General features: G+C 74.5%; 18 protein-coding genes and 2 pseudogenes. 13 read left to right on the top strand and 7 right to left on the bottom strand.

Features of this window, described 5'->3' with window-relative positions:
* Positions 1-29: 29 nt before the first annotated feature.
* The 4 genes from mmsA to ACWDNY_RS14855 all read left to right on the top strand — a co-directional run bounded on the left by mmsA (position 30) and on the right by ACWDNY_RS14855 (position 5,949).
* Entirely contained in the window at positions 30-1,580 is a 1,551-nt protein-coding gene (gene mmsA / locus ACWDNY_RS14870; RefSeq protein WP_451646140.1) for a multiple monosaccharide ABC transporter ATP-binding protein, read from the top strand.
* Entirely contained in the window at positions 1,577-2,821 is a 1,245-nt protein-coding gene (gene mmsB / locus ACWDNY_RS14865; protein WP_451646139.1) for a multiple monosaccharide ABC transporter permease, read from the top strand. Before mmsA ends, mmsB begins: the two co-directional genes overlap by 4 nt.
* Before the next feature lie 56 nt (positions 2,822-2,877).
* Positions 2,878-4,029: an aldose epimerase family protein gene (locus tag ACWDNY_RS14860; protein ID WP_451646138.1), complete on the top strand. Its 1,152-nt coding sequence runs from the start codon at positions 2,878-2,880 to the stop codon at positions 4,027-4,029.
* Between the two features lie 153 nt (positions 4,030-4,182).
* The gene (locus ACWDNY_RS14855; RefSeq protein WP_451646137.1) at positions 4,183-5,949 is read left to right on the top strand and encodes a pyridoxal phosphate-dependent aminotransferase; all 1,767 of its coding nucleotides are present in this window, start codon (positions 4,183-4,185) and stop codon (positions 5,947-5,949) included.
* A gap of 183 nt (positions 5,950-6,132) precedes the next feature.
* Here ACWDNY_RS14855 and ACWDNY_RS14850 read toward each other — a convergent pair whose 3' ends face one another.
* A complete protein-coding gene (locus tag ACWDNY_RS14850; protein ID WP_451646136.1) occupies positions 6,133-6,645 on the bottom strand; it encodes an ATP-binding protein in 513 nt (170 codons plus the stop codon).
* Between the two features lie 276 nt (positions 6,646-6,921).
* Positions 6,922-7,572, bottom strand: a complete 651-nt coding sequence (locus ACWDNY_RS14845) for a DUF4360 domain-containing protein (protein WP_451646135.1) — start codon at positions 7,570-7,572, stop codon at positions 6,922-6,924.
* Positions 7,573-7,869: 297 nt separating this feature from the next.
* Between ACWDNY_RS14845 and ACWDNY_RS14840 the strand changes: the two genes are divergently transcribed.
* On the top strand, positions 7,870-10,740 hold the full coding sequence (locus ACWDNY_RS14840) for a beta-galactosidase (protein ID WP_451646134.1): 2,871 nt from the start codon (positions 7,870-7,872) through the stop codon (positions 10,738-10,740).
* Positions 10,741-10,798: 58 nt separating this feature from the next.
* Here the strand turns inward: ACWDNY_RS14840 and ACWDNY_RS14835 are convergent.
* Positions 10,799-11,485 (bottom strand): annotated as a pseudogene (locus ACWDNY_RS14835) (Uma2 family endonuclease); the annotation flags it as partial.
* Here ACWDNY_RS14835 and ACWDNY_RS14830 point away from each other — a divergent pair.
* From ACWDNY_RS14830 to ACWDNY_RS14810, 5 genes are all read left to right on the top strand, one after another.
* Positions 11,466-12,662 (top strand): MAB_1171c family putative transporter, encoded by a 1,197-nt coding sequence (locus ACWDNY_RS14830; RefSeq protein WP_451646180.1) that lies wholly within the window; start codon positions 11,466-11,468, stop codon positions 12,660-12,662. The pseudogene ACWDNY_RS14835 and the gene ACWDNY_RS14830 overlap by 20 nt on opposite strands.
* A gap of 98 nt (positions 12,663-12,760) precedes the next feature.
* Positions 12,761-13,261, top strand: coding sequence for a toxin (locus ACWDNY_RS14825; RefSeq protein WP_451646133.1), 501 nt, complete (start codon positions 12,761-12,763; stop codon positions 13,259-13,261).
* Positions 13,258-14,448 carry an MAB_1171c family putative transporter gene (locus ACWDNY_RS14820; protein WP_451646132.1) on the top strand — a complete coding sequence of 397 codons (1,191 nt, stop codon included), beginning with the start codon at positions 13,258-13,260 and terminating at the stop codon, positions 14,446-14,448. The genes ACWDNY_RS14825 and ACWDNY_RS14820 overlap by 4 nt, the downstream gene beginning before the upstream one ends.
* A gap of 94 nt (positions 14,449-14,542) precedes the next feature.
* Entirely contained in the window at positions 14,543-15,718 is a 1,176-nt protein-coding gene (locus tag ACWDNY_RS14815; protein WP_451646131.1) for an MAB_1171c family putative transporter, read from the top strand.
* Positions 15,719-15,744: 26 nt separating this feature from the next.
* The gene (locus tag ACWDNY_RS14810) at positions 15,745-17,142 is read left to right on the top strand and encodes an NAD(P)/FAD-dependent oxidoreductase (protein WP_451646130.1); all 1,398 of its coding nucleotides are present in this window, start codon (positions 15,745-15,747) and stop codon (positions 17,140-17,142) included.
* Positions 17,143-17,254: 112 nt separating this feature from the next.
* Here ACWDNY_RS14810 and ACWDNY_RS14805 read toward each other — a convergent pair whose 3' ends face one another.
* Both ACWDNY_RS14805 and ACWDNY_RS14800 read right to left on the bottom strand, forming a co-directional pair.
* A complete protein-coding gene (locus ACWDNY_RS14805) occupies positions 17,255-18,103 on the bottom strand; it encodes an SMP-30/gluconolactonase/LRE family protein (RefSeq protein ID WP_451646129.1) in 849 nt (282 codons plus the stop codon).
* Entirely contained in the window at positions 18,100-18,873 is a 774-nt protein-coding gene (locus tag ACWDNY_RS14800; protein WP_451646179.1) for an IclR family transcriptional regulator, read from the bottom strand. Before ACWDNY_RS14800 ends, ACWDNY_RS14805 begins: the two co-directional genes overlap by 4 nt.
* A 420-nt stretch (positions 18,874-19,293) precedes the next feature.
* Here ACWDNY_RS14800 and ACWDNY_RS14795 point away from each other — a divergent pair, with 420 nt between their 5' ends.
* Positions 19,294-19,848, top strand: a complete 555-nt coding sequence (locus ACWDNY_RS14795) for a hypothetical protein (protein WP_451646178.1) — start codon at positions 19,294-19,296, stop codon at positions 19,846-19,848.
* 147 nt (positions 19,849-19,995) lie between these two features.
* Here the strand turns inward: ACWDNY_RS14795 and ACWDNY_RS14790 are convergent, their stop codons facing one another.
* Complete coding sequence (locus ACWDNY_RS14790; RefSeq protein ID WP_451646128.1) at positions 19,996-20,874, bottom strand: ATP-grasp domain-containing protein; 879 nt, start codon at positions 20,872-20,874, stop codon at positions 19,996-19,998.
* A gap of 367 nt (positions 20,875-21,241) precedes the next feature.
* On the opposite strand from ACWDNY_RS14790, the gene ACWDNY_RS14785 reads away from it, so the two are divergent.
* Together ACWDNY_RS14785 and ACWDNY_RS14780 are read left to right on the top strand one after the other, a co-directional pair.
* Complete coding sequence (locus tag ACWDNY_RS14785) at positions 21,242-22,726, top strand: acyl-CoA synthetase (RefSeq protein WP_451646127.1); 1,485 nt, start codon at positions 21,242-21,244, stop codon at positions 22,724-22,726.
* Positions 22,719-24,116 carry a carboxyl transferase domain-containing protein gene (locus ACWDNY_RS14780; RefSeq protein ID WP_451646126.1) on the top strand — a complete coding sequence of 466 codons (1,398 nt, stop codon included), beginning with the start codon at positions 22,719-22,721 and terminating at the stop codon, positions 24,114-24,116. The genes ACWDNY_RS14785 and ACWDNY_RS14780 overlap by 8 nt, the downstream gene beginning before the upstream one ends.
* Positions 24,117-24,169: 53 nt before the next feature.
* Here the strand turns inward: ACWDNY_RS14780 and ACWDNY_RS14775 are convergent.
* Positions 24,170-24,877, bottom strand: a pseudogene (locus ACWDNY_RS14775) (S8 family serine peptidase); the annotation flags it as partial.
* Positions 24,878-25,034 lie beyond the last annotated feature (157 nt).

Below are 25,034 nucleotides of genomic sequence, written 5' to 3'. Positions count from 1 at the left end.
CCGGCACCCACTGATTGGAAGGCACGACCATGGCGGGACCCGTCCTGGAAATGCGCTCGATCGTCAAGACCTTCCCCGGTGTCAAGGCGCTGTCGGACGTCACCCTGACCGTCCGGCGGGGCGAGGTCCACGCCATCTGCGGGGAGAACGGCGCCGGCAAGTCGACCCTCATGAAGGTCCTCTCCGGCGTCCACCCGCACGGCACCTACGAGGGCGACATCCTCTTCGAGTCGGAGGTCTGCCGCTTCCGGGACATCCGGGCGAGCGAGCAGCGCGGCATCGTGATCATCCACCAGGAGCTGGCCCTGGTGCCCTACCTCTCCATCGCGGAGAACATCTTCCTCGGCAACGAGCACGCCAGGCGCGGACTCATCAACTGGAACGACACGCTCAGGCACGCCGGCGAGCTGCTGCGCCGGGTCGGGCTCGACGAGCACCCGGAGACCCGCGTCGCCGACATCGGCGTGGGCAAGCAGCAGCTGGTGGAGATCGCCAAGGCACTGTCGAAGGAGGTGAAGCTGCTCATCCTCGACGAGCCGACCGCGGCGCTCAACGACGAGGACAGCGGCAAACTCCTGGACCTCATCCTGCAGTTGAAGGACCAGGGCATCACCTCGATCATCATCTCCCACAAGCTCAACGAGATCCGCAGGGTCGCCGACTCGGTGACGATCCTCCGCGACGGACGCACCATCGAGACGCTCGACGTGACGGCGCCGGAGACCACCGAGGACCGGATCATCAGCGGGATGGTCGGCCGCGACCTGGAGCACCGTTTCCCGGAGCGGACGCCGCACCGGCCCGAGGAGGGCACGGCCCCGGCCCTGGAGATCCGCAACTGGACCGTGCACCACCCGATCGACCAGCAGCGCAAGGTGGTCGACGACGTGTCGCTGAAGGTGCGGCGCGGCGAGATCGTCGGCATCGCGGGCCTCATGGGCGCCGGCCGCACCGAGCTGGCCATGAGCGTCTTCGGGCGGGCCTACGGCCGCTACGCGGGCGGCACGGTGCTCAAGGACGGCCGGGAGATCCGCACCAGGACCGTCCCGGAGGCGGTCCGCAGCGGCATCGCCTACGTCACCGAGGACCGCAAGCGCTATGGCCTGAACCTCATCGACACCATCAACCGCAACATCTCGCTGACCGCGCTGGGCAAGGTGGCCCGGCGCGGTGTGGTGGACGAGCACGCGGAGCGGCGGGTCGCCGAGGGCTTCCGCACGTCCATGAACATCAAGGCGCCGACCGTGTTCGAGCCGGTGGGCAGGCTGTCCGGCGGCAACCAGCAGAAGGTCGTCCTCAGCAAGTGGATCTTCGCCGGTCCCGATGTGCTGATCCTCGACGAGCCCACGCGCGGCATCGACGTGGGCGCCAAGTACGAGATCTACACGGTCATCGACCAGCTGGCCGCCCAGGGCAAGGCGGTCGTCTTCATCTCCTCCGAGCTGCCCGAGCTGCTCGGCATGTGCGACCGCGTCTACACGATGGCCGCGGGGCGGCTGACCGGCGAGTTCTCGCGGGCCGAGGCCTCGCAGGAAGCACTGATGCGGCAGATGACGAAGGACAAAGAGGTATCGCGATGAGCACGGAAGTCACCGACAAGACCCCGGCCGCCGCGCCGCCCGGCAGGGGCGGGGCGGGCGCCGGCGGCGGGCTGCTGCAGCTGGTGCTGGACGGCATGCGCCGCAACATGCGCCAGTACGGCATGCTGATCGCCCTCGGCGTGATCGTCGTGCTGTTCGCCGTGTGGACCGAGGGCGACCTGCTGCTGCCGCGCAACGTCTCCAACCTGGTGCTGCAGAACAGCTACATCCTGATCCTCGCGATCGGCATGATGCTGGTCATCATCGCGGGCCACATCGACCTGTCGGTGGGCTCGCTGACGGCGTTCGTCGGGTCCATGGCCGCGGTGTTCATGGTCAGGAACGACCTGCCGTGGCCGCTCGCCGTGGTGCTGTGCCTGGCCGTGGGCGCGGTCGCCGGCGCCGTCCAGGGCTTCTTCATCGCCTACGGCGGCATACCGTCGTTCATCGTGACCCTGGCGGGCATGCTCATCTTCCGCGGTCTGACGGAGATCTTCCTGAAGGGCCAGACGCTCGGTCCCTTCCCGGAGGGCCTGCAGAAGGTCGCCAACGGCTTCCTGCCCGAGGTCGGCCCGAAGACCAACTACCACAACCTCACCCTGCTGCTGGGGCTGGCGCTCATCGCGTTCGTGGTGTTCCAGGAGCTCCGCGACCGCAAGCGGCAGCAGGAGTTCGCCCTGGAGGTGCCGCCCGCCCGGCTGTTCGCGCTGAAGCTGGTCGCGCTGGCCGCCGCGGTGCTGGTGGTCACGCTGCTGCTGGCCAGCTACAAGGGCGCCCCGATCGTTCTGCTGATCCTGGGCGTGCTGCTCGTCGGCTTCGGTTACGTGATGCGCAACGCCGTCGTCGGCCGCCACATCTACGCCATCGGCGGCAACCTGCCCGCGGCCAAGCTGTCGGGCGTGAAGGACAAGAAGGTCACCTTCCTGGTCTTCCTGAACATGGGCATGCTCGCGGCCCTGGCGGGCCTGGTCTTCGCCGCCCGCTTCAACGCGGCCTCGCCCAAGGCCGGCCTGAACTTCGAGCTGGAGGCGATCGCGGCCTCGTTCATCGGCGGCGCGTCGATGAGCGGCGGCGTCGGCACCGTCCTCGGCGCGATCATCGGCGGTCTGGTCCTGGGCGTGCTGAACAACGGCATGAACCTCGTCGGCATCGGCACCGACTGGCAGCAGGTCATCAAGGGCCTGGTGCTGCTGGCGGCGGTCGGGTTCGACGTGTGGAACAAGCGCAAGGTCGGTTCGTAGGTCAGCTCGGGCCCCGCACCGACCGTGCGGGGCCCCTTCCTCTCACGGGAGCCGCAGTGGAAATGAGCAGACGAACGGTCATCGCGGGCGCGGCGGCCGCGGGTGTCACGGCCGCGACGGCAGGGACGGCGCACGCCGCCCCGGCAGGCAGGGGGAAGCCGGTGAAGGAGCTCTTCGGCACACTCGCCGACGGCACCAGGGTGTACCGCTGGTCGCTGGCCAACGGCGGGACCCGGATGAAGGTCCTGTCCTACGGCGGCATCGTGCAGTCCCTGGAGATCCCGGACCGGCACGGCCGGTACGCCAACGTCTCCCTGGGCTACGACGACCTCGACGCGTACGTCGCCGGCACCACCTTCTTCGGCGCGACCATCGGCCGCTACGGCAACCGCATCGCGAAGGGCCGCTTCACCCTGGACGGCACCGTCCACCAGCTCTCCGTCAACGACGGCGAGAACAGCCTGCACGGCGGCGCCAGGGGCTTCAACACCCGCGTCTTCGACGTCGAGCCGTTCACCCGGGGCTCCGACGTCGGCCTGCACCTGTACTACACGAGCGCCGACGGCGAGATGGGCTACCCGGGCACCCTGCGCACGAAGGTGACCTTCACCCTCACCCGGCACGGCGACTGGCGCGTCGACTACCGGGCCACCACCGACAAGCCGACGGTCGTCAACCTGACCAACCACACCTACTACAACCTCGCGGGCGAGGGCAGCGGCAGCGTGTACGACCACGAACTGACGCTGCGCGCGTCCCGCTACACCCCCACCGACTCCGGTCTCATCCCCACGGGCGAACTGGCGCCGGTGGGGGGCACCCCGTTCGACTTCCGCCGGGCCAAGCCCGTCGGCCGGGACATCCGCGCCGGGCACCCCCAGTTGGTCACCGCCAAGGGCTTCGACCACAACTTCGTCCTCGACCAGGGCGTGACCGCCGAGCCCGAGCACGCCGTCACCCTGCGCGACCCGCGGTCCGGCCGCACCCTGAGGATCGCCACGGACCAGCCGGGCGTGCAGTTCTACTCGGGCAACTTCCTCGACGGCACCCTGGTCGGTCCCTCCGGACACACCTACCGGCAGGGCGACGGACTGTGCCTGGAGACGCAGCACTTCCCGGACTCGCCGAACCGGCCGTCCTTCCCGTCGACCGTGCTGCGCCCCGGGCAGGTCTACCGGACGACGACAGTCCACTCCTTCGGTGCCTGATCGGAACCGGCGGAGCACCCGTCCGCGCCCGTGAGTTGAACGGCCCGGTCGCCGCCGTCGTATGCATGGGTGGCCCGCGCTCCCCCCCGCGCGGGCCACCCACAGACGACGGGTCCGGACGTCCCCGCCGGGCCCGCCTCAGACGGAGGTTCCATGGCCGGCAACGTCACCTCGCTGTTCCGCGGCACGGCGGCGCACAGCCCCTCGATGGCGGCGCTGACGCGTGAGGGCGGCGACGGGGCCGGGCCGGTGGACTTCTGCATCCCGTGCAACCCGTACTTCCCCACGCCGGAGATGTTCGACGAGATGGCGGCCCGGCTGCGCGAGATCATCACCTACTACCCGAGCGGCGCGGACACCATCACGGCCGAGCTGTGCAGCCTCCTCCAGCTCCCGCCGCAGTGCGTGGCCATGGGCAACGGATCCACCGAGCTGATCACCTGGATCGACCACCTGCTGGTCCGCGAGTCCCTCGCCGTCCCCGTCCCCACCTTCGGCCGCTGGACCGACCAGCCGATGGAGACCGGCAAACGGGTCGACATGTTCCCGCTGCAGGAGGCCGGCGGCTTCGCCCTCGACCCCGGGCAGTACGCGGAGTTCATCCGGTCCCGCGGCTCCCGGGTCGCCGTGATCTGCAATCCCAACAACCCCGACGGAGGCTTCCTGCACCGGCAGCAGGTGGTGCAGTTCATGGACGCGATGGCCGATCTGGACCTGGTCGTGATCGACGAGTCGTTCCTGGAGTTCGCCGACGCGGAGGCCGAACCCAGCGTCGTCCAGGAGGCCATGCTCCGCCCCAACGTCGTCGTCCTGCGCAGCCTCGGCAAGAACTTCGGCCTGCACGGCATCCGCTTCGGCTACCTGGTCGCCAACCCGGCGCTCGCGGGCCGGATCCGCTCGATGCTGCCGAAGTGGAACCTGAACTCCTTCGCCGAGTACGTGGTGTTCATGCTGAAGGAGCACGGTGCCGCGTATCAGCAGAGCCTGCAGCAGGTGCGCCGCGACCGGCTGGAGATGGCCAGCCACCTCTCCGCGCTGCCCGGCCTGACGGTCTACCCGTCGCAGGGCAACTTCCTCTTCGTGCGCCTGCCCGTGGGCGCCGAGGGAACCGTGGTCCGGGACCGGCTGCTCACCGAGCACCGGATCCTGGTCCGTGAGTGCGGCAACAAGATCGGTTCGTCCAGCCGCTTCCTGCGTCTCGTGGTGCGCCCCCAGGTGGACGTGCGTCGCCTGGTGTCCGGCCTGGAGTCGGTGCTCTACGGGACCGGGAGGGAAGCCGCCGTGCCCGAGCCGGGTATCGGGACCACCTACAGCTCGGGTACGGCGGCCGTGGACCGGCTGATCAACGCGACCAACGGCGCGGGCACGCGGATGCCGGCCGCCCCGGCGGGGGGTGCCGGCGCCGGGGCGCGGCCCGCGGCCGCCCCGGCCCCCGTCCCCGGCCCCGGTGTGCCGCTCCCCGCTCCCGTGCCGGCCGTGCCCGCCGCGCGGCCGGCCGGCGCCGGGATGCCGCTGTCGGCGGCGGCACCGGCCATGCCCCAGCCCGCCGCACCGGCGCCCGTCCCCGCTCCGGCCCCTGCTCCCGCTCCTGCTCCCGTTCCGGCGCAGCCCTTGGCCCCGGCCGCCTCACACCAGGCACCCACCCCGGCCCCGATGCCGGCGCCGGTGCCCGCCGCCGCGGCGGTCCCGGTGCCCTCTCCGGTGCCCGGCCCGGCGCCGGTGCCGATGTCGTCCCCGGTGCCCGCCGCGGCGGCGACCGGTCTCACCCCGCCGGGGGTCCCCGCCCGCGGCGGCCTCACGGCCGCCCAGGTGAGGGGCATGACCGCCCCCGGCGTCCCCGGCCTGGCCCCTGCCCCGGCGACCGGCTGGCCGGCCCCGCAGACCTGGCCGGACGCGGCGGGAATGGGCCAGGCGGGCTGACCGGGCCGGGGAACGGCCGCACCCTCGGGCCATCGCGGTGACCAGGGGCGGCACGCGACACCGGACGCCCGGCTCGCGCCCGCCGGGGAATCCGCCGGGTGCCGCCCTCATCCCGGGCGGCGGGACCGGGTCCCCTTCGCCGGGTGCCGCCCCCGACCCCCGGCGGCCAGGTGCGGGCCGGCGTCAGCCGGCTGTCGCGGAACCCGGCGGTGCACCGCGGTGACGTTCGCTGAGGCGCCAGTACGGCACCGGCAGGTCCACCTCGGCCCGCACGGTCTTGCCTGGTGCCCCGTGTTCGCGGTCCAGCACCTCCCAGCGGTCGGCGAGGGCATCGACGACCGCCAGTCCGCGGCCGGTGTCGTCGAGGGGGCCGGCCGGCCGCACCTCACACGGCCCCGGCGGCAGCGCGCCGGCGCGGGGATCGGTCACCTCGACACGGACGCTGCCTGTGACGAGCGAGAGCCGCAGCTCGAAGTGCCGCCCCGGAACCCGGCCGTGGGTCACCGCGTTGGCCGCCAGCTCCGCGACGACCGCCACCACGGCGTCGGACGGCGCGGAGGCCGGCGGGACACCCCAGGTCTCCAGCTGACGCACGGCGAGCCGGCGGGCGAGCCGGGCACCGCGCGGTGTCGCGCTGAGTCGCTGAGTGAACGTACGTACGGTAACCGGCGGTTCGGGGGTGGTGCGTGCTGTCATACCCGGATACTGGCGCACACGGAGGCCGCTTAACCAGGTCAGGGCCGCGTACGCTGTCGCGCCGTACGCGGTGACCGGCCGGACGGTACCGGTGACGTGCCGTGACCATGGGCGCGGGAGGTGACCGACGGTGGTCGACGGCCGGCGTGTGCGCGGTTCCGGCGAACAGCGACTGCCTGGAAACAGCCGAACACCCCCTTCGGCTCAGTGACCGCGGGGCGCCGGTGAGGGCGGCCCGTCCGGTGCGGGTCGGGCGGGCCGCCGTTCGCCGGTGGGTCAGGACCGCGGGCACTCCTTCCACGCCAGGTGGTACACGGTGCTGATGTCGCCGTCGGTCGAGTCCATCGTCATGAAGCTGACCTTGCCGGGCGCGGACGTGCCGGCGCTGACTCTCAGCTCGGTGTTGATGTTGAAGTTGCGCAGCACCCCGCAGGGCGCCCAGACCAACTGGGCCCAGTCGGTCTCGTCGGTGGCCTGCCAGTCGTCGTTGTAGGGGCCGCTGAAGGGGTGGTTCCTGACGGCGGTGCTCGGCGAGCCCTGGAAGTAGTACGACGCCCTCTGGGTACCGCTCGCGCCCTGCTGGAGCGAGGCGAAGCCGCGGTAGTCGGCGCTGGCGATGGCGTAGCTGAAGCCCTGCGGGACGTGGACGACCAGGTTGAGCTGGCAGTTCTTGCGGAAGGCCGTGGGGTCGGAGGTGCCGCCCGCCTGGGCGAGATAGTCGCTGTAGGTGACGGTGAAGGCCGTGTTGTCCGGGGAGACGGCGACGGCGGCCGTCCCCTGCGGACAGCCGGAGCCGTTCACCGTGGCCACGTCGATGACGATCTTGTCCGGGGGCGGGTCGTCGAACACGGGGGACGGGTGCTGCGCGGGTAGCGCGGTGGTCAGGAGCGCGGCGATCGCGCCGCTCATGAGCAGTCCGCCGGTCATGGTTCTCCCATCCGTTCAAGGGCGTGCGGTGGGGGGTGCTGGGACGTTCCGGTTCGGTCAGGTGCTCTTTGTGCCGCGCGCCTGCTGTGTCATGGGCACGACAAAGCAGGCGGCGCACACGCCCCAGGCCCGTGGAGAAACCATGAGGGACCCGTGAAGGCCGGGAGCGGTCGCATCGTACGCACGCGCTGCGCGACAGGCCAGGTCGGTCTCCGGCCATTCGGGCGGTCCGGGCGGTCCGCGACCGTGGAGAATGGCCGGGCCCGCTCCCCGTAAGATCGCCCGGGAGGCAGACCCTTGGCGCTCAGCAGACGTACTTTCAGCGCCCTCGCCGGCACCGCCGCGCTCGGCTTCGCGCTGGGCGGCAGTGGCGGGCCGGGGGCGTCCTCGGCCTACGCCGCACGCGAGGTCCCCACGGGCCCGCCGCCCGCGCCGCCCCGCGCCGACGGCCGGCGGCACTCGGTCGAGTTCGACCGCCACTCCCTCGTCGTGGACGGCCGGCGGCTGGTCCTGTGGTCGGGCGAGATGCACCCCTTCCGGCTGCCGAGTCCCTCCCTGTGGCGCGACGTCCTGCAGAAGCTGCGCGCGCACGGCCACAACGCCGTCACCGTCCCCGTGGCCTGGAACCACCACTCCCCCGCGCCGGGACGGTACGACTTCACCGGCGTGCGGGACCTGGACCTGTTCCTGCGCACGGCGGCCGAGACCGGTCTGTACGTCGTGCTGCGCCCCGGACCGTACATCGGCGCCGACATCGACGGCGGCGGCCTCCCGGGCTGGCTCCCGGCCACACCGGACGGCACCGCCCGCGCCGCCGACCCGGCCTACCTCTCACACGTCGACGAGTGGCTGAGCGCCGTCGACGCCGTCGCCGTACGGCACCTGTTCACGTCGGGCCGGGGCACGGTGCTGCTCTACCGCCTGGAGGACGGGGCGGACGTCCGTGTCAACGAGCCCGCCGGCCAGGCCTACCTGGCACACCTGTACGGCAGGCTCCGCGCCGACGGCATCGACGTCCCCCTCTTCCACGCCGGCGCAGACCGCGTCCGCACCTGGATTCCCGGCCCCTCCGGCGCCGACGCCGGAAAGGGGCCCGGTCTCCTCGCCGTGAGCGGGGCCGGCGCGGCCGATCCGTGGGGCGGGGCCCGGTTCGACGGCAAGGGTTACGCCGAGGCGCGGCGCACCCGCGACGCCGCGTACGAGCGGCGCACCGGACTCACCCGGCTCGCCCGGGGCATCACCGTGCACGACACCGGCACGGCCTTCGGCGGCACCTCCTGGGGCTGGCTGCCCGCGCCGGACGTCTACACCTCGTACGACCACGGGGCCGCCGTCGACGAGGGGCGCAGGCCCACCGGGAAGCTGGCGGCGGCGCACCAGATCGGGCACATGCTGCGGACCGTCCCGGACTTCGCCAAGCTGGAGCCGGCCGGGCACGTCGGGGTGGCCGGGCTGACGACGCAGCACCTGACCAATCCGGACACAGGCGCCCACGTCCACGTCCTGCGCAACGACGGTGACCGGGACGTGGCGTCGACGATGCGTCTCGCCGGGCACGAGCTGCCGGTCGCCGTGCCGGCCGGGGACGCCCAACTGGCTGTCACCCACCTCACGCTGGGGCGGCGGAAGGTGCGCTACTCCACCGCGCAGCCGATGCTGTGGACCCGCGCGGGGCGGCAGGACGTCGCCGTCTTCGTCGGCCGGCGCGGCGAACTGGCGCACCTCGCCCTGGACTGCGCCGAGGAGCCGCTGGTGACGCGGCTGGACGCGGAGGCCGCGTTCGTCTACGACCTGGGCGTGCTGCGCGTGACGGCGCCGCTCGGCGAACGGGGGCTGATCCGCGTCCTGGTCGAGGGCGACGGCGAGGACCGGCCGCTGCTGCTGCTGTTCGCCGACGACGCGACCTCGCTGCGCCTGTGGCCGTACGACACCCCGTCGGGCTCCCTGCTGGTCTACAGCCCGGCCGCGATGCTGCGCACCGCCGAACTGCGCGGCTCGACGGTCCACCTCACCGGCGACACCCTGGGCGAGGGCCGAATGGAGGTCTGGGCGCCGCGCGGCATCGAGCGTGTGACGTGGAACGGCGCCAAGGTGCCGGCCACGTCCAGCACGTCCACGAGCCTGCTCAGCGACGGCCCGCTGCCCGGAGCGCCGGACGCCCTCGGGGTGAGTCTGCCCGCACTCGGCGGCTGGCGGATGCGGGTGGAGAACCCCGAGTCCGCGCCGGGCTTCGACGACTCCGGCTGGCAGTCCGCCGGCCGGACGGCCCCGGACGGCGCGGCACCGGCGTCCGGGGGGCAGCCGGTGCCGTCCGCCGACGACCACGGCTTCCCCTACGGGGACGTCTGGTACCGGGGCGCGTTCGCGGACGCCACCGGCGTCGAGGCGGTGTCACTGTCCTACCGCACCGGCACCCAGGGCCTGCTGATGGCGTGGCTGGACGGCGACCCGCTGGGCACGCACCGGATGCCGGTGCCCGACGGACGCACCCTGGACCGGGGCACCTGGACGGACACGGCCGCCTTCCCGGTCGGCGAACGGCTGCGCACCCCGGGCAGGCACGTGCTGTCCGTGCTGGTCCGGCCGATGGCGCACGCCCAGGACGGCCCGGGACAGGCCACCGGACGGGCGGCCCGCGGGCTGACCTCGGTCGCCTTCACGGGCGCCACCCCGAAGGTGAGGTGGCGGATCCAGGGCGCGACGGCACCCGACCCGGTGCGCGGGCCGCTGAACAACGGCGGTCTGCACGGCGAGCGGGAGGGCTGGCACCTGCCGGGCTTCCCGGACCGCGACTGGGAGTCCGTGCGCCTCCCGCGCGCGGAGCGGCGGCAGGGCGTGACCTGGTACCGGACCACCTTCGCCCTCGCCGTGCCGGCGGACACCGACGCCTCGGTCGGCCTGGTCCTCGACGACGACCCCCGCCGTTCCTACCGCGTCCAGATCTTCCTGAACGGCTGGAACATGGGCCAGTACATCAACGACGTGGGCCCGCAGCACACCTTCGTCCTGCCCAACGGCATCCTGCGCACCCGCGGCACCAACACGCTGGCCCTGGCGGTCCTGTCGGAACTCGGCACGCTCTCGGGCCCGGGCCGGGTCCGCCTGGAGCTCCTGGACGCGGTGACGGGGGGCGTCCCGGTGACGCCGGTGCCGTCGCCGGGGCGGTGAGACCCTTGCGGCGAGCAGGGGTCGACCTCGACTTGGCGACGGCCACGGTGGCGCCTGCGAGTGCGGTCGTCCGCTCCACGTACCGGCCGCCTTCCAGGTCGTAGACCACGAGCATGGGCGCGGGCTCGAACTCCAGTCGCCAGAAGTGGGGAACGCCTGCCTCGGCGTAGAGCATCGGCTTGGACGTGCGGTCCACCGTACGGTTGCCGGGAGAGACGAGCTCGACCACGAGCTGGACGGCGTCGGCGTCAGCGTCGACGCTGACGCCGTCGTCGGCGGTCGCGTCGGCGTCGGTGGAAATCCTCTGGCGAGCAAGAGCGTCGGCATGGGGCGCGCATGGCTTGGTCAGCTTCTCCAGCTTGCCGTTGCGCGCCGCACGGCCCTCGCCGGATCGCGTGACGCGGACACGTCCACACGCGTAGGCTCGGACGACCTGCCGTGGACAGGGGACGAGGGGCCGGAGGGGAGAAACGGATGGACGGGGCGGGCGGGCGCCGAGCCGCGGTCCGGATCGCCGGGGCGCCGCCACGGCGCGGGGTGCCCGGGGCTCCCAGGCCCGCCGTCGCCGGGCCGGCGCCCCGCGGCGGGAGCGGAGGAGCCGCACGGTGACGCGTCTGCCCGGGCCGGCCCTGCTCTGCTGCCTCCTCGGTCCGGCCGTCGACCCCGGCCGCCTCACGCCGGTGCCGGACGCGCGGCCGGTCCTGCTCGCGCTGGACCCGGCGGCGCTGACCGACGCGTTCTCCATCTCCTTCTGGATCCCGACCGCGGTCCTGACCACGGCGCTGGCCATCAAGCTGCCCACGATCATCCGGCTGTGGAAGGACCCCCTGCTGCGCGCGGTCGGCGGGCTGCTGCTGCTCGCCTGCGGGGTGTTCACCTTCGTCGCGCCGTCGACGATCGCCTGGACCAACCGCGTCACCGGCGTGCCGAACATCTCCGCGCCGTGGGTGTACTCGCTGCTCACCGCCTTCTGCGGGTCCTGCCTGCTGCTGATCATCGCCTGGCGCAACGGCCTGTCGGACCGCTCGGCCGCGACCCGCCGCGCCATGCGCCGGGTCGTCTCGGTGTACTCGGGCGTGATCATCGCGCTGTGGGTGCTGTTCGCCCTCGCGGACGTGCCCGTGGAGCGGCTGCGGGACCTGGACACGTACTACGCCAACACCCCGTTCATGCGCGAGGAGATCCTGCTCTACCTGCTCGCGCACGCGGTCGCCGTCCTCATCACCTCCCGGGTGATCTGGAACTGGGTCCGCACCGACGGGCTCGACGCCTGGCTGCGCGGGGGGCTGAAGTCCCTGGGCGCCGGCTACGGACTGAACCTGATCTTCGACGCGCTCAAGCTCACCGCCGTCGTGGCCCGTTGGACCGGGCACGACCTGGACTGGCTGAGCACGGACCTGGCGCCGCCGGTCGCCTGCCTGTCGGCGATCCTCATCGCGGTCGGCTTCATCGTGCCGCACGCCGGCCAATACCTGCACGAACGCTGGCGCGTCCGGCTCGCCCACCACGAACTGCGGCCCCTGTACCAGCTGATGCGGACCGTCGACGGCGGCCGGGTCCCCCCGCTGCTGCGGGCCAGCCCGGAGCTGCGGCTGACCCGGCGCGAGACGTTCATCCGCGACGTGCTGCTGCCGCTGGCCCGCCGCGTCGACGAGGACCTGCGCGGGCGGGCGTACGACGCCGCGCTCGCCCTCGGCCACCCGCCCGAGGACGCCAAGGCGCTGGCAGCCGCGGTGGCGATCCTGGACGCCGTCGAGGGCCGCGCGCGGGCCCCGCACGACGAGAGCGCCCCCGGCCCCGACACCACCGACCTGCTGCGGGAGATCGGCGCGGTGTCCCGGGCCCTGCGCCACCGCGACCGCGTCGAGGCGGTGCGCGCCCGCGCGGGCCGTCCGGCGAAGAGCGTGCCCGTCCATGAGTGAGCACGGCCCGGGGAGCTTCCCCTTCCGTCGGCCGTCCGAGCATGATGGGGGCAGGCGTGGTCGGAGCACGGGGGAACAGGGTGCGTAGGAAAAGGGAGATGCGGCGCCTCGCCGACGCCCTCATCGACCCCATGCGGGTGCCGGTGCCCGCCGACCCCGAGGCCTTGTTCGCCGCCCTGGTCGAATCCGTCAGCGCCTGGCGGGGACGCAGGGTCGTCATCCGCCGGGAGGTCTTCCCGCCGCACACCGCCAGCGGGCTGTGGCTGGAGGGCGAGGCGCAGGACGTCGTGGTCGTCGACCGGCGGGCCGCCGTGTGGCACCAGATCGTGATCTTCTGCCACGAGGTGTGGCACATGAAGCGGCGCGGCGCCGGCCCGCCGTCCGGCGCGGGCGCGGAGGGCCCGCCCCGGCCCGTCGCGGCCCGCACCGACTTCAGCCTGGCCGACGAGCAGGAGGCCGACCTCTTCGGCATGCTGATGGGCCGCCGGCTGCGCGGCTGGCTGGAGGCCCCGGCCGACTCCGTGCCCGCCGCCGGCGACGACGACCTCGCCGGACGCATCGGTGCCGCACTCAACTACCGCGGGACACGGGGACGATGAGCGGCACGATCAACTACGTCAGCTGCGGCGTGCTCTGGCTGGGCCTGGGAATGAAGGCCCCGGACCTGGTGCGCCACCGGCACGACCCGTACCTGCGCGCCATCTGCGCGGTGCTGGGCCTGGCCGGCGCGTGCTTCTTCCTCGGCGCCCCGCCCACGGTGGGCGCGATCAACCACCTCAGCGGTGTCCCGAACCTCGCCGCGCCGCTCACGTACGCCTCCATCACGGCGTACAGCGCCGCCTCCCAGGTGCTCATCGTCTACTGGCGGGGCGGGCCGCGCGTGCACCTGGTCGTCCGCCGCTGGATGCTCGCCTACGCGGTCGTGGTCGCCGGTATCACGACCACCTTCTGCCTGGGCGACGCCCCGGTGGAGCGGCGCACCGACCTGGACACCTACTACGCGACGACGCCGTTCATCGCCGAGATGATCGTCCTGTACCTGGTCGGGCACCTGGCCGCCGTCTGCGTCACCATGGTGTCGTCGCTGCGCTGGGCCCGGGAGGTGCACGGCTGGCTCCGGGCGGGCCTGGTGGTCCTGGGCGTGGGCACCCTGTGCAACGCCGGTTACAGCGTGACCAAACTCGCCGCGGTGGCGGCCCGCTGGTGCGGGTGGGACTGGTCGGCGCTGGGCACGCACGTCTCCCCGGCGGCCGCCGGGCTGGGCGCCCTGCTGACAGCCGTCGGCATCCTGGTGCCGCTGACCGGCCCCCGGCTGGCGGAGTGGGTGCGCGCCTGGCGGACGTACGGCCGTCTGGCACCCCTGGAGCGCGCGCTGGACGACGTCCTCACGCGCCGCGCGCTGCGGCTGCCCAGGCCCCGCTGGGCCGCCCCCACCACCCGGCTGATGTGGCGTCAGACCAGCATCCACAACGCGCTGGGCTACCTGGACTCCCGCTTCGACCGCGCCCTGTACGAGCGGGTCCACGACGCGGTCCTGGAGGCGACGGGCGACGCGGAGCGGGCCGGGGCCGCCGCGTGGGCGGCGGTCGTCGCCGAGGCCGGGCGCGCCGACGCCGGGCGCGGGCCGGAGGCCCCGCGCACCGGTGCGGCCGGCCGGCTGCCCGGCGCGGTGCCGGGTCCCGAGGCCCTGGTGCGCATCGCCGACGCGCTGGCCGCGTCCCCGCCCGCCCCGTGCGTCCGCGTCCGCAGCGGCACGACCCCCACGACCCCGAGGGGCACCGGATGAACCGCACGCCGCCGGCGCGACCGCCGCACCCTGCCGCACCCGCACCCGCACCCGCACCCGCACCCGCACCCGCACCCGCACGGAGGTGCCGGGCATGAGCCTCGTCGTCTATCTGGCGGCCGTGGTGTTCGCGCTGTCCGGCGTCGTGCTGCTGCGCCGGCCGCGCCCCGCCGCGCGGAACCCGCTGACCGTCTCCACGTGCGTGGCGATCGCGCTCGGCACGCTGGTCTTCGTCTGCTCCGCGCCGCTGACCCTCGCCGCCGTCAACCACCTCACCGGCGTGCCGAACTTCGGCGCCCCGCTGACCTACGGCATGCTCTCCGCGTACAGCTGCTCCCTGCTCGTCCTGCTGGTCCACTGGCGGGGCGGTCCGCCCGAGCGGGTCAGGGCCCTGGCGCTGCGCAGCGTCGCCGTCTACGGTCCGCTGGTGGTGGCGATCGTGGTGCTCTTCGCGCTCGGCGACGCGCACACCGAGCGGCTCACCGACTTCGACACGTACTACGCCGGCACGCCCTGCCTGCGCGAGATGATCCTGCTCTACCTGATCGGGCACAGCGCCGCGACCGTATCGATGTGCGTGCTGTGCGTGAAGTGGAGCCGCGAGGTCACCGGGCTGCTCAGGGCCGGGCTGCGGCTGATCATCCTCGGCGTGCTGCTCGACGTGGCGGGCTTCCAGGCCACCAAGTACGCCGCCGTGGCGGCGCGTTGGTCGGGTCACGACCTCGACGTGCTGTCCACGGAGGTGGCGCCGCCGATGGCCTCGCTCGGCGCCCTGCTGTGTTCCGCCGGCTTCGTGCTGCCGAGGCTGCTGCCGTCGGCCGTCGCGCAGTGGCAGAGCCTGCGCGACCACCGCAGGCTGGGCCCGCTGTGGGCGCGGGTGCGCTTCGCCTCCACCGCGCCGGGGCCACCCGGTTCCTGGTGGCGGCTCCCGCAGGAGCGGCTGCAGTGGCGAGAGGTGTCCATCCACGACGCCCTGCTCGCGCTGGCCCCCTACTTCGACGACCGGGTCCGCGAACGCGCCCGTGACGCCGCCCTGCGCCACGGACGCACCGCGCACCAGGCGCGGATCGCCGCGGAGGCGGCCATGCTCGCCGACGCGGCCCGGCGGGCCGCCGCCCGCGAGACGCCCCTCGACCCGTCGAGCGGCTACCGCCTGCACGCCACCGAGGTGCCCGGTGCGGGCGGGCTGGTGGAGCTGGCGCAGGCACTGGCCGACACGACCGACGTCACCGCCGCCCGCAGCGGAGCGGTGCAGACCTCCCATGGCTGAGGCCATGGCCGACTCCGAGGAGCCCCATGCCGCGTAGAGCTGTCGTCATCGGTGCCGGGCTGGCCGGCATGCTGGCCGCGGCGGCCCTGTCCGACGCCGTGGAGGAGGTGGTCGTGCTCGACCGGGACGACCTGCCCGACGGGCCGGAGCACCGCAGGGGGCTCCCGCAGGGACGCCACGCGCACCTGCTCATGGCCGGGGGACTGGCCGCCATGGAGGATCTGCTGCCCGGGGCGGATGTGCGCGGACGGCTGCTCGCCGCGGGCGCGCGGGAGATACCGCTCGGCTCGGGCATGGTGGCCCTCACACCCGAGGGGTGGTTCCGGCGCTGGCGCCACGACGGGCCCCGCATGATCACCTGCACCCGGGCGCTGCTGGACTGGACCGTCCGGCAGACCCTCCTCGACCGCACCGGGGCCGAGTTCCGCAAGGGCCGGGTCCTCGGCCTCACCGGCACCCGGGGACGCGTGCGCGGTGTGCGGGTGGCGGACGCGCGGGGCGAGGGCGACCTCGACGCGGACCTCGTTGTCGACGCGAGCGGGCGCGGGTCCCGCGTGGTCCCTTGGCTGGCGGAGCTGGGGGTGACCGGGATCCGCGAGCGGAGCGTCGACTCCGGGCTGGTCAACGCCACGCGGATCTACCGCACGCCGGCGGGCGCGGAGGACTTCCCCCTGACGATGGTGCAGGCCGATCCGTACGTCTCCCGGCCGGGACGCAGCGGCATGGTCCTGCCCGTCGAGGGCGGCCGCTGGATGGTCAGCCTCGCCGGCACGCGCGGCGGCGAGCCGCCGACGGACCCCGACGGCTTCCTGCGGTACCTGCTCGACCTGCCGGACCCCATCGTGGGCCGCCTCGTCTCGGGCGCCGAGCCGCTGACCGACGTGCACATCAGCCGCAGCACCAGCAACAGCCGGCGCCACCTGGAGAAGGCCCCGCACTGGCCGGAGCGGCTCGTCGTGCTCGGCGACGCGCTGGCCACCTACAACCCCGCCTACGGGCAGGGTATGTCGGTGGCCGCGCTCGGTGCCCGGTGCCTGGCCCGGGAGCTGCGGCGCAGCGGGCCGGAGGCGCCGGGACTGGCCCGCCGGGTGCAGCGGGCGGCGGGCCGGTCGGTCGACGCGGCCTGGGCGGCGGCCGTCGGCCAGGACGTGTGGTATCCGGGCACCCGCGGCGGGCGGCCGGGCCTGGCCGACCGCCTCGTCACCGGCTACAGCCGCCGTCTGACGAGGGCGGCCACCGGCTCCTACCGGGCGGCGGCGGCCCTGTGGGACGTCACCAGCCTGCTCACCGGCCCGGCCCGCCTGCTGCACCCGGTCACCGTCGTGGACGTCCTGAACGGCGCTCTGCTCCCTCCCCTGTCCGGTGCCCCGCTCACCCCCGCCGAGCGGAAGATCCTGACGGAGCTGGACCGGACGGCGGGGTGAGACGGGGCGGGGCGACGCCCGGTCGGGGCCGGGCGGAGAGGTGAACGGCGGGCCGGGGCCGGGCGGCGGAGTGAACGGCGGGCCGGGGCCGGACCGACCGGACGGCAGCCGGTCAGCCCGCGAACGGTGGCTGCGGCAGGCCCCGGCCCGCGTCCGGTACCACCAGCAGTGAGCCCGCCAGCGGGTGCGGCGCGGACAGTCCCGTGCGGGCCGTGGTGATGTACAGGTCGGTCAGGCCGGCTCCGCCGAACGCGCAGGAGGTGACGCGCGGGATGGGCAGCTCGACCACCCGGTCCAGCGTGCCGGCGGGCGTGTAGCGGCGGACCGCGCCGCCGTCCCACAGCGCCACCCACACGCATCCGTCGGCGTCGACGGTCAGCCCGTCCGGCGCGCCGGCCCCGTCCTCCAGCGACACCAGCTCCCGCCGGCCCGTCACACGTTCGCCGTCGAAGTCGAAGACGTCGATCCGCCGGGTCGGCGAGTCGACGTAGTACATCAGCCGGCCGTCGGGACCAAAGCCGGTGCCGTTGCTCACCGCCACGTCGTCCAGCACGACCTCGGCCGTGCCGTCACCGGTGAGGCGGGACAGCGTGCCGCCGCCCGGTGCCTCGTCGTAGCGCATCGTGCCGGCCCACAGGGAGCCGTCGGGCGCCACGGCGGCGTCGTTGCCGCGGCGGCCGGGGACCGGGTCGTGGTGCAGCCAGCGGAAGACGCCGTCCGGGTCGGTCAGGCCCACGCCGTCGCGCAGGTTGAGCACCAGCCCGCCGCCCGCACGCGGCGCCGCGGCGCCCACGTGCTGCCCGGTCGTCCGGACCGTGCGCCGGCCCGAGGACGGGTCGAAGGTGTGCACCCGGGAACCGAGGATGTCGACCCAGATCAGCCGCTGCGCGGCCGTGTCCCACGTCGGGCCCTCGCCGAGCTCCGCCCCGGCGCGTACCGCCACCTCGTACGGCGCCCTCATGCCGCGCCCCGGTGACCGAGGCGCTCCGACAGGTCGGCGGCGCCCTTGGCGGCGAGTTCCTCCAGCTCGGCGCGGCGCTCCTCGCTCCAGCGGATCATGGGCACGGAGATGGACAGCGCCGCGACCACCCGGCCGGCGCGGTCGCGCACCGGGGCGGCCACACAGCTGACGTCCGGGTTGGACTCGCGGTTCTCCACGGCGATGCCGCGCCGGCGGATCTCGGTGAGGGCCTCGCGCAGGACGGCGGGGTCGGTGATGCTGTTGGGCGTCATCGCGGCCAGCTCGGCGCCGTCGGGGAGGCGCGCGGCGAGCTCCTGCTCGGGCAGGGAGGCGAGCAGCATCTTGCCGACCGACGTGCAGTGGGCGGGCAGCCGGCGGCCGGCCGCGGACACCATGCGGACCGCGTGCGTGGAGTCGACCTTGGCGATGTAGATGACGTCGGTGTCCTCCAGGATCGCCACGTGCACGGTCTCGTCGCAGGTCTCGGCGACGCAGCGGGCGACCTGAAGGCCCTCGGCGGCGAGGTCGAGCTGCTCCGCGTAGCGGCTGCCGAGCTGGTAGGGGCGGACGCCGAGCCGGTAGCGCCCCGGCTGGCCGGCCACCGGGACGATGTACTTGCGGGCGGAGAGCGTGGTGACCAGTTCGTGCACGGTGGTGCGCGGGAGCTGCAGCCTGCGCACGATGTCGGGGGCCGAGAGCGTGCCGTCCCCGTCGAGAAAGAGCTCGAGTATGTCGAGAGCCCGGGTCACGGCTGGTACGAGACGTCCCACCATCGGCCCCCTCCCTTGTTCCAGGCCTATGTTCGAGATATCAACAGGCGATCGGTATGACGAACGGACAGGCTAGCCACCGCGGAGGTGCCCGGGCAATGGCCGTGTGCGGGAGTCCCGCACGCCACACGGGAAACGCGTCCGCGCGCGGACCGGAACGGACCGGACCGGAGCTGTTCGGAATCCCGGGCCCCGCCCCGGCCCCGCCCGGACTGAGCGAGGATGGACCGTATGCCCACCGCAAGGCGCCCCGACGACCCCGACGGCCCGCACCGCTCCGACCGCCCCGAACGAGCCGGCCGCCCCGCAGCGGCGGACGAGCCGGGTGCGGCCGGCGATCCGGGCCGGACCGGCGGTCCCGGCGGCCGTCCGGGCCGCCCCTTCGGTGCGCTCGGGTTCCAACTGGTCCTGCTGCGCCGTATGGCCGACCACAACCCTGACCTGGTCGACGACGCGCGCCGCGAGCTGGGCGTCTCCCTCACCGAGATGCGCGAGGCCAACAAGCGGTGGCAGGCGATGGTCCGCTCCCGGCGGCCCAGGTCCGCCGGGACTTCACTCGCCGGCCCCGACGGCCTGGCCGGTGCCCCCGTCCGCTCGGTGCTCGGCCGCCCCGAGACGGTGGCGAAGCGCACGCTCGGCGACGTGGAGTGCGAGGTGTGGCAGTGGCGCCTGCCGCTCTGGCCCGACCTGCGCTTCGAGGTCCTGGCCGGACCGGGCGGCGTGGTGTGGAGCGGGTGGCTCGTCCGCGCCCCGGGCAGCCCCCCTCCCGCGCTGCGCACCGTCGAGGACCTCGTCCCCTGGTCCTGCACGGTCGACGAGGTCGCCCGCGCCTTCGCCCCGGCCCGCCCACTGGAGGGCACGGCGCCCACCCGACGGGGCCTCGCCTTCACCGCGCCCGACGCGCGGGGCGTACGACGGAAGGTGGTCGCGGAGTTCACGTGGGGCCTGCTGCAGCGGACCCGGGTCGACGGGTAGGGGCGGGGGGACGGGACCGTCTCGGGCGCGGTCGGCGGACGTATGCCGGCCCGGAGGACCGTCTCGGCACCGGTCGGTGATGACGGCGGCTCGGCGACGGTCCCGGCGCCGGTCGGCCGGCGGCCTCCGGGATCGACTCGGCTCCGGTCAGCCGGCGGCTTCCAGGATCGTCCCGGCCACCCGGGGCACCGAGCCGGGGTGCAGCCAGAGGAAGAGGTTGGGCTCGACCAGTTCGAGTTCCATCACCCGGGGTTCGCCGTGCGGGCCGTCCTCGCCGTCCACGAGGTCGACCCGGGCGTACAGGAGGTCGGGCGTTCCCGGGACGGCGGCCAGCGCGCGCTCCGCGACGGCGAGTTCGGCGGCGTTCGGCGTCCAGGGCGCGAGGTCGGGGTGGGCCACCTTGCGCTGGTCGTAGGGGGTGCCGGGGGCGAGCACGGCACCCTTGCGGCTCGCGTGCAGCAGGCGTCCGCCGAAGAACTGCACCGCCCGCTCGCCGCTGACGTCCACGCCCCGCACGTAGGGCTGCACCATCGCGGTGAGCCCCTCCGCGTGCATCCGCGCCAACTGCCGCAGGGCGGTGTCGTGCTCGTCGGGCGTGTAGCGGGCGGCGAACCGGGCACCGGCGCCGGCGGTGGGCTTGACGACGTACTCGTGGTCGTCGGGGAGGTCGGCGGGGTCGCCGGGGGCGAGGTAGCGGGTGGCCACGACGGGCACCCCGGCCGCCGCCAGCTGCCCGACGTACCGCTTGTCGGCGTTCCACCGCACGACCTCGATCGGGTTCGCCAGACGCGTGACCGCGGCGCACCGCTCGGCCCAGGCCACGAACTCGGCCGCCCGCCAGCTGTAGTCCCAGGTCGAACGGATCACGACGAGGTCGTATCCGCCCCAGTCGGCCTCCGGGTCGTCCCAGTACACGGGGTCCGCGTCCGCCCCGGCGTCCCGAAGCGCCGCTGTCAGTACCGGAAGATCACGGTCGACGCTGACGTCCGGTCCGGGCCGGCAGGTCACGAGCGCTATGCGGGGCACGGGGTGACTCCCTTTCGTACAACAGTCCACCACTGACGGCCTGGCAGGCTAACAAGCGCTCTCCGCGGGGCTCGTGACGGCAGGCACCGCGCTGCGGCAGTCGGGGGCTCCCCGGCCGCCTCGGGCCGCGCCCCCTGCGCGGCGTCCTGGCCGGCCGGGAGGCCCCCGGAGTGACGACCGCCTCAGCCACGGCACGTGGTGACCGGGGTAAGAACGGAGTGTCGTTCCCCGCACGCCCCCGTACTCCGCGTTCCGTGCTCCGTACTGCTCCCTGCTCCCTGCTCCTGCACCCTGCTCCTGCTCCTGCTCCTGCTCCTGCTCCTGCTCCTGCTCCTGTCGTCCGCCTCGTTCGTGAAGGAGTCCTTGCGTGTCCTCACTCTTCCCGGCCCTGCGGGGCAGCCCCGACGAGCAGGTCGCCCTGCGGTTCGGTGACCGGTCGCTGACGTACCGGGCGCTGGCGGACGCCGCCGGTGAACTCGCCGCCCGGATCCGGGGCGCGGACCGGGTCGCCGTGTGGGCGACCCCGGCGCTGGAGACCGCCGTCGCGGTGGTGGCGGCGCTGGAGGCCGGGGTGCCCGCCGTACCGCTCAACCCGAGGTCCGGGGAGAAGGAGCTCGGGCACATCGTGTCCGACAGCGCGCCCTCGCTGCTGCTGGCCGCGCCCGGTGACGACCTGCCCGCCGCACTCGCCGGCCTGGAACGCGTCGAGGTCGACGCGTACGGCACCGCCCCTTCCGGCAGCGACCCCGCCCATCCGCACCGCGGCACCGCCCCGCGCGGGAACGACGCGGCCGGCGAGGACCCCGCCCTGGTCGTCTACACGTCCGGGACCACGGGTCCGCCCAAGGGCGCCGTCATCCCGCGCCGGGCGCTCGCGGCCACCCTGGACGCGCTCGCCGACGCCTGGCAGTGGACCGGCGAGGACGTGCTCGTGCACGGGCTGCCGTTGTTCCACGTGCACGGGCTGGTGCTGGGCGTCCTCGGGCCGCTGCGGCGCGGCGGCTGTGTGCGGCACGTCGGGAGGTTCACCCCGCAGGCCGTGGCGCGGGAGCTGGAGAGCGGGGCCACCATGCTCTTCGGCGTTCCGACCATGTACCACCGCATCGCGGAGGCGCTGGACGACGAACCCGGGCTGGCCGGGGCGCTGGCCGGGGCGCGGCTGCTCGTCTCCGGCTCCGCCGCGCTGCCCGTGCACGACCACGAGCGGATCGCGTCCGCCACCGGGCGGCGGGTGATCGAGCGGTACGGCATGACGGAGACACTGATGAACACCAGCGTGCGGGCGGACGGCGAACCGCGGGCGGGAACCGTGGGCGTGCCGCTGCCCGGGGTCGCCCTGCGGCTCGTGGAGGAGGACGGCACGCCGATCCCGGCGTACGACGGGGAGACGATCGGCGAGATCCAGGTGCGCGGGCCGAACCTGTTCACCGGGTACCTGAACCGGCCCGACGCGACCGCCGCCGCCTTCACCGCCGACGGCTGGTTCCGCACCGGCGACATGGCGGTCCGCGATCCCGACGGCTACGTCCGCATCGTCGGCCGCAGGGCGACGGACCTGATCAAGAGCGGCGGGTACAAGATCGGCGCGGGAGAGATCGAGAACGCGCTCCTCGAACACGCCGGGGTGCGCGAGGCCGCCGTGACCGGCGAGCCGGACGCCGACCTCGGCGAGCGCGTCGTCGCCTGGGTCGTCCCGGCCGATCCGCAGTCGCCGCCCGGGACCACGGAGCTGGCCGACCACGTGGCCCGCCGGCTCGCCCCGCACAAGCGGCCGCGCGTCGTCCACCTCCTGGACGCCCTGCCCCGCAACGAGATGGGGAAGATCATGAAGCGGGCGCTGACGCATGACTGAGCGGCCCACCGCCCGGCAGGCCCTCCGCCTGGTCACCGACGACTTCGCCGAACTCCCGCACACCGAGCGCGAGTCGGCGCCCGACGGCCCGCTCGGCTGGCGGGGCTACGACGCCTCGCGCGCCCGCGCCGCCGCCCGCACCGGCGAGCGGGAGTCCGTGGTGTGCGGCACCGCGCACGTCGGGGACAGCCGCGCCGTGATGGTCGCGTTCGAGTTCGGCTTCCTCGGCGGCTCCCTCGGGCAGCGGACGGGTGACCGGCTGGAGGCGGCGTACGTCCACGCCCGCGCGCACCGCCTGCCGGTCGTGGCGCTCGTGGCCACCGGGGGCAGCCGCATGCAGGAGGGGATGCTCGCGCTGATCCAGCTGCAGCGCGTGGCACGGCAGATGATGCTGACCCGCGACGCCGGGCTGGCGCAGATCGCGGTGGCCCAGGACCCGACGACCGGCGGCGGCTGGGCGACGCTCGGGGCGGGCGCCGACGTGACGCTCGCCCTGCCGGGCGCCCAGGTCGGCTTCGCGGGCTCACGGGTGCGGCCGCCCGGCGCGGACCCGGCGGCGTACTCGGCCGAGGCGCAGGTCGCGGCGGGCTCGGCGGACGCGGTCGTCCGTCCGGAGGAGCTGCGCGGGCATCTGGGGCTGTGGCTGCGGCTGCTCACCCGCCCGTCGGCCGCCCCCGCTCCCCCGCCGCACGCGCTGCCCACGGCGGGCACACCGCCCGGCGGCCCCGCGCCGGGTGGGAGCGCACCGCCGCGCGGCTCCTCCCCCGCCCTGCCCGCCGGCGGCTGGGAGGCGGTCCTGCGCGCCCGCTCCCCCGGGCGCCCGCGCGCCGAGCGCTACCTGGACGCCTACTTCACCCGGCGGGCGGCCCTCGGCGGCGACCGCTGCGGCGGCAGGGACGACGGCATGCTCTGCGGGTTCGGCGAGCACGACGGCCGGACCGTCGCCTACGCCGCCCAGACGGGAACCGCGACCCGTCCCGCCGGCTACCGTACGGCCGCCCGGCTGGTCCGGCTCGCGGACCGGCTCGGGATCCCGGTGCTGACCCTGGTGGACACGCCGGGTGCGGCCAACGACGCCGAGGCGGAGCGGCAGGGCGTGGGGCCCGCGATCGCGGATCTGTTCGGCGCGGTGGCGGCGGCCCGGACACCGGTCACCACGCTGCTGATCGGCGAGGGCGGGTCGGGCGGCGCGCTCGCCCTGGCCGCGTCCGGCAACACCTGGGCCACGCCGGACAGTTACTTCTCGGTGATCGCCCCGGAGTCCGCGACGGCGATACTCAAACGCCCGCCGGACGAGGCTCCGGCCACCGCCGGCCGGCTCCGCATCGGCCCGCAGGACCTGGTGGACCTGGGGGTGGTCCAGGGAGTGGTGCCCCTGTCGGTGGGGTGATCGCCCGCCGGAGACCGGTTTCGACGAGCGGGGGCGGCCGGTGCGCGCTCCTCCCGGCCGGTCAGCCCGGTGTCCCAGGCGGCCGCGGTCCCGATCTGCGCGTTGCTCTCCGCCAGGCCGGCCCGCACCCGCGCGTCCAGCCACACCGTGTCGACGCCGCTGCCGCCCGGCCGGGTGAACGCCGTCCAGAAAGTGCGGCTCTTGCCGGCCCGGACGGCGTCGCCGTGCACGCTGGTGAGCGGCCGCGTCCGGCGGGTGCCGGGCGGGACGGCCGCCCGGCGGCCCGCGCCGTGGGTGACGATCAGGGGCAGCTCGCCGGTGGCGGTGTCGGCGGGCTGCTGCCGCAGCAGCCCGCTGACGTCGAACAGCCGCCGGTCCAGCCGCCCCGCCCGCAGGTACGGCAGTGCCTCGTCCGTTACGACGGTGAGGTCGCCGCCGGCCGTCCGCGTCCGCACGGCCCCGGTGGCGCCCTCGGGCCGCTCCACGGTGACGGTCCGCTTCCCGCCGCCGAGGTCGGTGACGGTGACCCGGTCACCGGTGACGAGGGTGACGGTGCGGGGGGCGGGCGCCGCGGGGCGGGAGGCGGGCGCCGCGGGGCGGGAAGCGGGCGCCGCGGGGCGGGAAGCGGCGGAGGCGGTGTGCCGGGCGACGGGTGCGGGAGTGCCTCCGGGCTCGGCCGCCGCCGGGCCGGGAGCCGGCAGCACGAGCATGAGCCCGGCCGCCAGGAGGGTCGTGCCGCGTCCGGGTGCCCCTGTGGTCATCCACGCCCCCTCTTCGCCGAGCCGAGTGCTGCGAAGAGTCCCATGTGCCGTGTGCGGCACGGCAGTTGACGGGCGGCGGCGGAGGCGGTGACCGGAAGGCAGCCGCCGTCACGGCGTGGCGTAGCGGTCCTCCATCGTCTTGCGCAGCAGCGCCAGC

The organism is Streptomyces sp. NPDC003697, from assembly GCF_053587115.1.
Note: the sequence above shows the minus strand (reverse complement) of the source record. Positions and strands in the feature narration are given on the sequence as shown.